Here is a 4,574-nt window from a genome sequence, read left to right on the forward strand (position 1 = left end):
ATGTGCACTTCCAAATCTGGCTCTTGTCTATATTTAAGCAACTTTTCCCAAGTTTTCTTTTCACACCACCTTTTAAATCGCCTGTGTATACTCCTGTAATTAGCATATATTTTAGGTAAAAGCCTACACTGGCAGCCACTTTTGGCCATGTACCACACTGTTTCCACAAATATTCTCAATTTGGTAATTTCTCTATTTGTAGCTAAGTTAAACTACCAGTTTTTGCTACATCTTTCCTTATTTTCTCATGACAAACTTTTTTCACAGAGACTAGGGTTTGGACATATTTTTTGTGGTGAGCCAGATAGATTGGGGCTTGGTGGTATGCATTTTATAGGTAGGTACGTTGAGGCTCAAAAAGATAAATGGGCAGGTGCGATTTGGAATGATAAGTCTCTGTGCAATAAATTAGAAGTTGATCCACCAGTTTATACATTTGGAATGAAATATTTAGGAAAAGATGGAGAAGTAAAAGTTAAGTGCCCAAATGGGTATGCATATAACCTTCATGCTGATGATATTGTAGTCTCAGCAACTAAAGCATTTAAGGCATTGGAAAAAGATGGAATGTGCCTATATAAAATGGAAGATGACAATTATCAATCGGTGTTTGTGAGAAAGAATGATGCCATACTTACGTTCTATCCTAACTTAACGCCAAAATGTAATGATAAAAGTACTAATTGTAGCTGCATTGATGGGCGTAAGACAAAAGCTACTAAACAGTAATGAGGAGGTATAACAAGTAGAAAAAGTTGGATAGGATGGTTAACAGAGTAAAAACAATGAGGTTTAACTTAAAATAACCTGACAAAACTTGAATCGTGTTTCCAAGTGCTGGCACCCACGAAAGTAGTGCAACTGCACAGATCAGCAGATTTCTTATGATTTTTGGTGTTTTGTACCCGCTCTCTAGTTTGTGGTATGATTTCCTGATAGAAATTGTTATTCTACCTAAATACCAATTAACTACCCCACCAAGGCTTGATCCCAATACTCCAAAAAGTAACATAAGTAGTAGATTGTAATACGACCTGAAATACAACATAGTATAAAACACAAAACCTTGACATATAGGTAAGATCAGCGATGATATTAGGTTATCTGTGAACAACAGAAGATAATTTTCCATATAAGTTTACCAGGTCGTTGTACCATCTTCGTTATCGGAGATTGAGATTCCCATTTGTTTTAGTTGCTCTCTTATTTTGTCTGCAGTATCGTAATCTTTGTTTTGTTTCGCTGTCCTTCTTAAATCTATCAGTCTTTCTATTTCTTGATGACTCACACCAGCAGTAAACCACTCTCGATAACTTGACTCAAGAAGACCAATAAATCTTGCGCCCTTAACGAAACTTTCAGTTAATTTGAGCTTCTCATTTTTGTTACTCGTTCTATTGATTTTTGTGGCCATTTCATGCAATATGACTAAGGCTTCAGGGATATTTAAGTCGTTTTTTAAAGCCTCTACGAAATCTTTAGAGACTTCTGCATCACTTTTCTCAACATCTATTACATCCGCGTCACGTAATAACCGATAAAACTTGTTTAGAGTTTCTTGTGACTCAGAAATAACATTTTTCGTCCAATCAAGTGGTTTTCTATAGTGAGTTTTGAGTAGTGCATGACGTATTACTTCACCCTTTATTCCGCTATGGAGTAGATCTCTTATCTTGACTATATTAAATAAAGACTTGCTCATCTTTTCTTCATTTACCGTAAGAAAACCGTTGTGTACCCAATATTTTGCAAATACTGATCCGGCAAATGCAGATTTACTCTGTGCAATTTCATTCTCATGATGAGGAAATTGTAAATCTATACCGCCGCCGTGAATATCAAAGTCTTGACCAAGGTAAGCATTTGACATTGCTGAACATTCTATATGCCATCCAGGTCTTCCTTCTCCCCATGGACTACTCCAGTAGCTTGAAAGCTTATAGTCAATGTCATTTGCAGGTTTCCATAGTACAAAATCTCCGGGATGTTTTTTGTTTTCACCAACTTCAACTCTTTTGCCATAATCCAATTCATCAATTTTTTTCCCTGATAAAGCACCGTACTCAGAGTAAGACTCTACGCTAAAATATACATGCTTATTGGATTCATAGGCATGACCAGATTGCAGCAAATGTTCAATTAATTTGATAATACAATCTATATTTTCCGTTGCTTTTGGTTCGTATGTTGGCTCTGCACAGTTTATGCTTTTCATGTCTTCGTGAAAAGCCCTAGTGTAGTATGTGCTGATGCTTTCTATACTGCTGTTTTTCTCACTTGCTGCGTTGATTATCTTATCATCAATATCGGTTATGTTGCGCACATAAGTAACTTTTCCATAACAAAATTTAAGCAGTTGAAATAATACGTCGTAAACAACAATAGAACGTGCATTGCCTATGTGTGCCGTGTTATATACCGTTGGTCCGCAAACGTACATTTTTACATGATCTTTGTCGACCGGTATAAAAGGCTCTTTTTTTTTGTTAAGGTGTTATAGAGCCTAACCATATACAAAACTTTTTAGAAAAGAAAATGCTCCAAGTATGAGCTGTGGTCCTTTAACTATTATAACAACAGTAAGTAATAACCCGCACAAAGACATTAAGACCCCCAGTATAGAGAGAAGCCCATCTTTACTCATAATACCAAGTGAAATGAGAGTTGTGCCAATTGCAGGAATAAAGTTAGTTAGGGGCAGCGGAATGGCTATTGATAATGCACAAAGCAGCATTACGAAAGCTAAAATCTTTTCACCTGGCCCGCAGAAAATGAAAGACATTCTCGGTTTCATGAATTTTTCTATTTTTCTTAAAGCAGGAGAAGTTTTTTGGACCACAAGAACTAGTGCTGAACGTTGAAAAGACTTTCTTTCCAACCAGTGAGGCATCCAAGGAGAATCAAACCCCAACAGAAGCTGCAGTGAGAATAGGATTAGAGGTATAGAAAGTATAGTTGTATAGCCAGGTGGAACCGGTATAGGTACTGATAGTGGCAAAGAGAAGATAATTATTAAAATACCAAAACCGCGCTCATGCAAAGCTGTTTTTATGTCAAACAGTGTTACTTTATCACTATTGGCATTGCTGGTGTCTGCAACCTCTTTTAGAATGTCAGAAGCTAATTTTTTATTTTCGGCTAATTTCTCACCTTTTTGCACAACTATCCTTTAACAAAATGATTCCTTCTAACTAACATAATTACCGCAGTATTTCAATCTATTCTTTAGCTAGTTCAAGTTTTTAAACAAATGACACGCACTAAAGTACGTGTCACAAAGTATAAAGACGCTAACGATCCGGCTCGTTAGATGACAGTTTCTCTGAGTCCTTAAGTTCTTGTTTAAGGTTTTTAATGCCCTTTCCCAGATCACCCATAACTTGTGGTAACCTACCTGCGCCAAACAGAACTAAGATTATTATTAAGACTAGAAACAATTGCCATGGTCCTAAGCTCATTTGCACCTCCATTTAAAATATTAACTTTTAGAAATTGAGACCTGACTGAAGTCAAGTAACACATCAATTATATCATCTTATTTAGTTATAGATCAAAATTTTTTAGTGTTTAGTTCTATTTTATAATAATTTCAGACTAGATTATTTTCTTGCAGCAAGTATACCATCAAACGGAAGCTCATCACCTAACTGCAAAGTAGAAGAGAACTCACTAAAGAACTTTGCTAGCGTATGATCTTTAGGACTATGATATATATCACTGGAAACTCCTGATTGGATAATTTTACCGCTTTTCATTACGTAGATAAAATCTGCGACTTTTAATGCTTCTTGCGGATCGTGAGTTACCATTAACACGGGGGTATTTTTACTTCTAAAAAGAGACAATATACGATGTCTTATTCGGCACTTTGACAGTATATCTAAGTTAGAGAATGGTTCGTCGAGCAACACAACATCAGGATTTTGTGCCATTACTCTCGCTATTGCAACTAATTGTTGCTGCCCTCCTGATAGGGCATTAGGATACATATTTTCATATTTTTCTATGTTTAATAGCTTCAAAATTTCCAATGCAGTGAGATACTTTGCTTTTTTGGAGGAGCTACGAATAGCAAAAGTTATATTCTCTACTACTGTTTTGTGAGGAAATAGAGCAGAATGTTGAAAAATCAATCCGACATTCCTATGCTCTATTGCAATTGATGTGTGGCTACTTGCAACTAGCCTATCATTTATAAAAATGGTGCCAGATTTTGGATTTTCTATCCCTGCAATTAATTTTAAAATCGTTGACTTGCCGCAACCCGAATGTCCTAGTAGACATACGACATTTCCTCTCTTTACCTCAATATTTATGTTGCTTAAAGCGAAATCGTCTTGACTGTTATAGAAATAACTAATGTTGTTAACTAGCATCAATTTAAACCGTATTATTAAATATAATAGCATTATACTCAAGAAACATACAGAAATGTTTTTTGTTATTATAAATTGGTGATGCAGGAGATCTAGTCTCTATGAACAAAAGTTTATCATGAGAAAATAAGGAAAGATGTAGCAAAAACTGGTAGTTTAACTTAGCTACAAATAGAGAAACTACCAAATGGCATATTA

General features: G+C 35.6%; 6 protein-coding genes and 2 pseudogenes. 1 reads left to right on the forward strand and 7 read right to left on the reverse strand.

Annotation, left to right across the window (positions count from 1 at the left end; translation table 11 throughout):
• The coding region (locus GO685_RS05870) for a transposase (protein WP_410543293.1) at nucleotides 1–149 on the reverse strand (149 nt) is incomplete at its 3' end.
• 121 nt (nucleotides 150–270) lie between these two features.
• Here GO685_RS05870 and GO685_RS03500 point away from each other — a divergent pair.
• Nucleotides 271–729 (forward strand): annotated as a pseudogene (locus GO685_RS03500) (EndoU domain-containing protein); the annotation flags it as partial.
• Here GO685_RS03500 and GO685_RS03505 read toward each other — a convergent pair.
• The 6 genes and pseudogenes from GO685_RS03505 to GO685_RS05420 all read right to left on the reverse strand — a co-directional run.
• Nucleotides 719–1,132: a YqaA family protein gene (locus GO685_RS03505; protein WP_175937592.1), complete on the reverse strand. Its 414-nt coding sequence runs from the start codon at nucleotides 1,130–1,132 to the stop codon at nucleotides 719–721. The pseudogene GO685_RS03500 and the gene GO685_RS03505 overlap by 11 nt on opposite strands.
• 6 nt (nucleotides 1,133–1,138) lie before the next feature.
• Nucleotides 1,139–2,511, reverse strand: a pseudogene (cysS, locus tag GO685_RS03510) (cysteine--tRNA ligase).
• Complete coding sequence (locus GO685_RS03515; RefSeq protein ID WP_175937593.1) at nucleotides 2,504–3,160, reverse strand: exopolysaccharide biosynthesis protein; 657 nt, start codon at nucleotides 3,158–3,160, stop codon at nucleotides 2,504–2,506. Before GO685_RS03515 ends, cysS begins: the two are co-directional and overlap by 8 nt.
• A gap of 130 nt (nucleotides 3,161–3,290) precedes the next feature.
• Nucleotides 3,291–3,458 carry a twin-arginine translocase TatA gene (gene tatA, locus GO685_RS03520; protein ID WP_006013840.1) on the reverse strand — a complete coding sequence of 56 codons (168 nt, stop codon included), beginning with the start codon at nucleotides 3,456–3,458 and terminating at the stop codon, nucleotides 3,291–3,293.
• A gap of 141 nt (nucleotides 3,459–3,599) precedes the next feature.
• Nucleotides 3,600–4,376, reverse strand: coding sequence for an ATP-binding cassette domain-containing protein (locus GO685_RS03525; RefSeq protein WP_175937595.1), 777 nt, complete (start codon nucleotides 4,374–4,376; stop codon nucleotides 3,600–3,602).
• A 4-nt stretch (nucleotides 4,377–4,380) separates the two neighbouring features.
• On the reverse strand, nucleotides 4,381–4,574 hold a 194-nt coding region (locus tag GO685_RS05420; RefSeq protein WP_218939223.1), incomplete at its 5' end, for a hypothetical protein.

The sequence above is a fragment of the Wolbachia endosymbiont of Madathamugadia hiepei genome (assembly GCF_013366855.1).
In the GTDB taxonomy this organism is placed as follows: Bacteria; Pseudomonadota; Alphaproteobacteria; order Rickettsiales; family Anaplasmataceae; genus Wolbachia.

Coding starts and splice junctions, on each gene's coding strand:
- GO685_RS03505 (WP_175937592.1), bottom strand. CDS start 1,132: ATGGAAAATTATCTTCTGTTGTTCACAGATAACCTAATATCATCGCTG.
- tatA (WP_006013840.1), bottom strand. CDS start 3,458: ATGAGCTTAGGACCATGGCAATTGTTTCTAGTCTTAATAATAATCTTA.
- GO685_RS03525 (WP_175937595.1), bottom strand. CDS start 4,376: ATGCTAGTTAACAACATTAGTTATTTCTATAACAGTCAAGACGATTTC.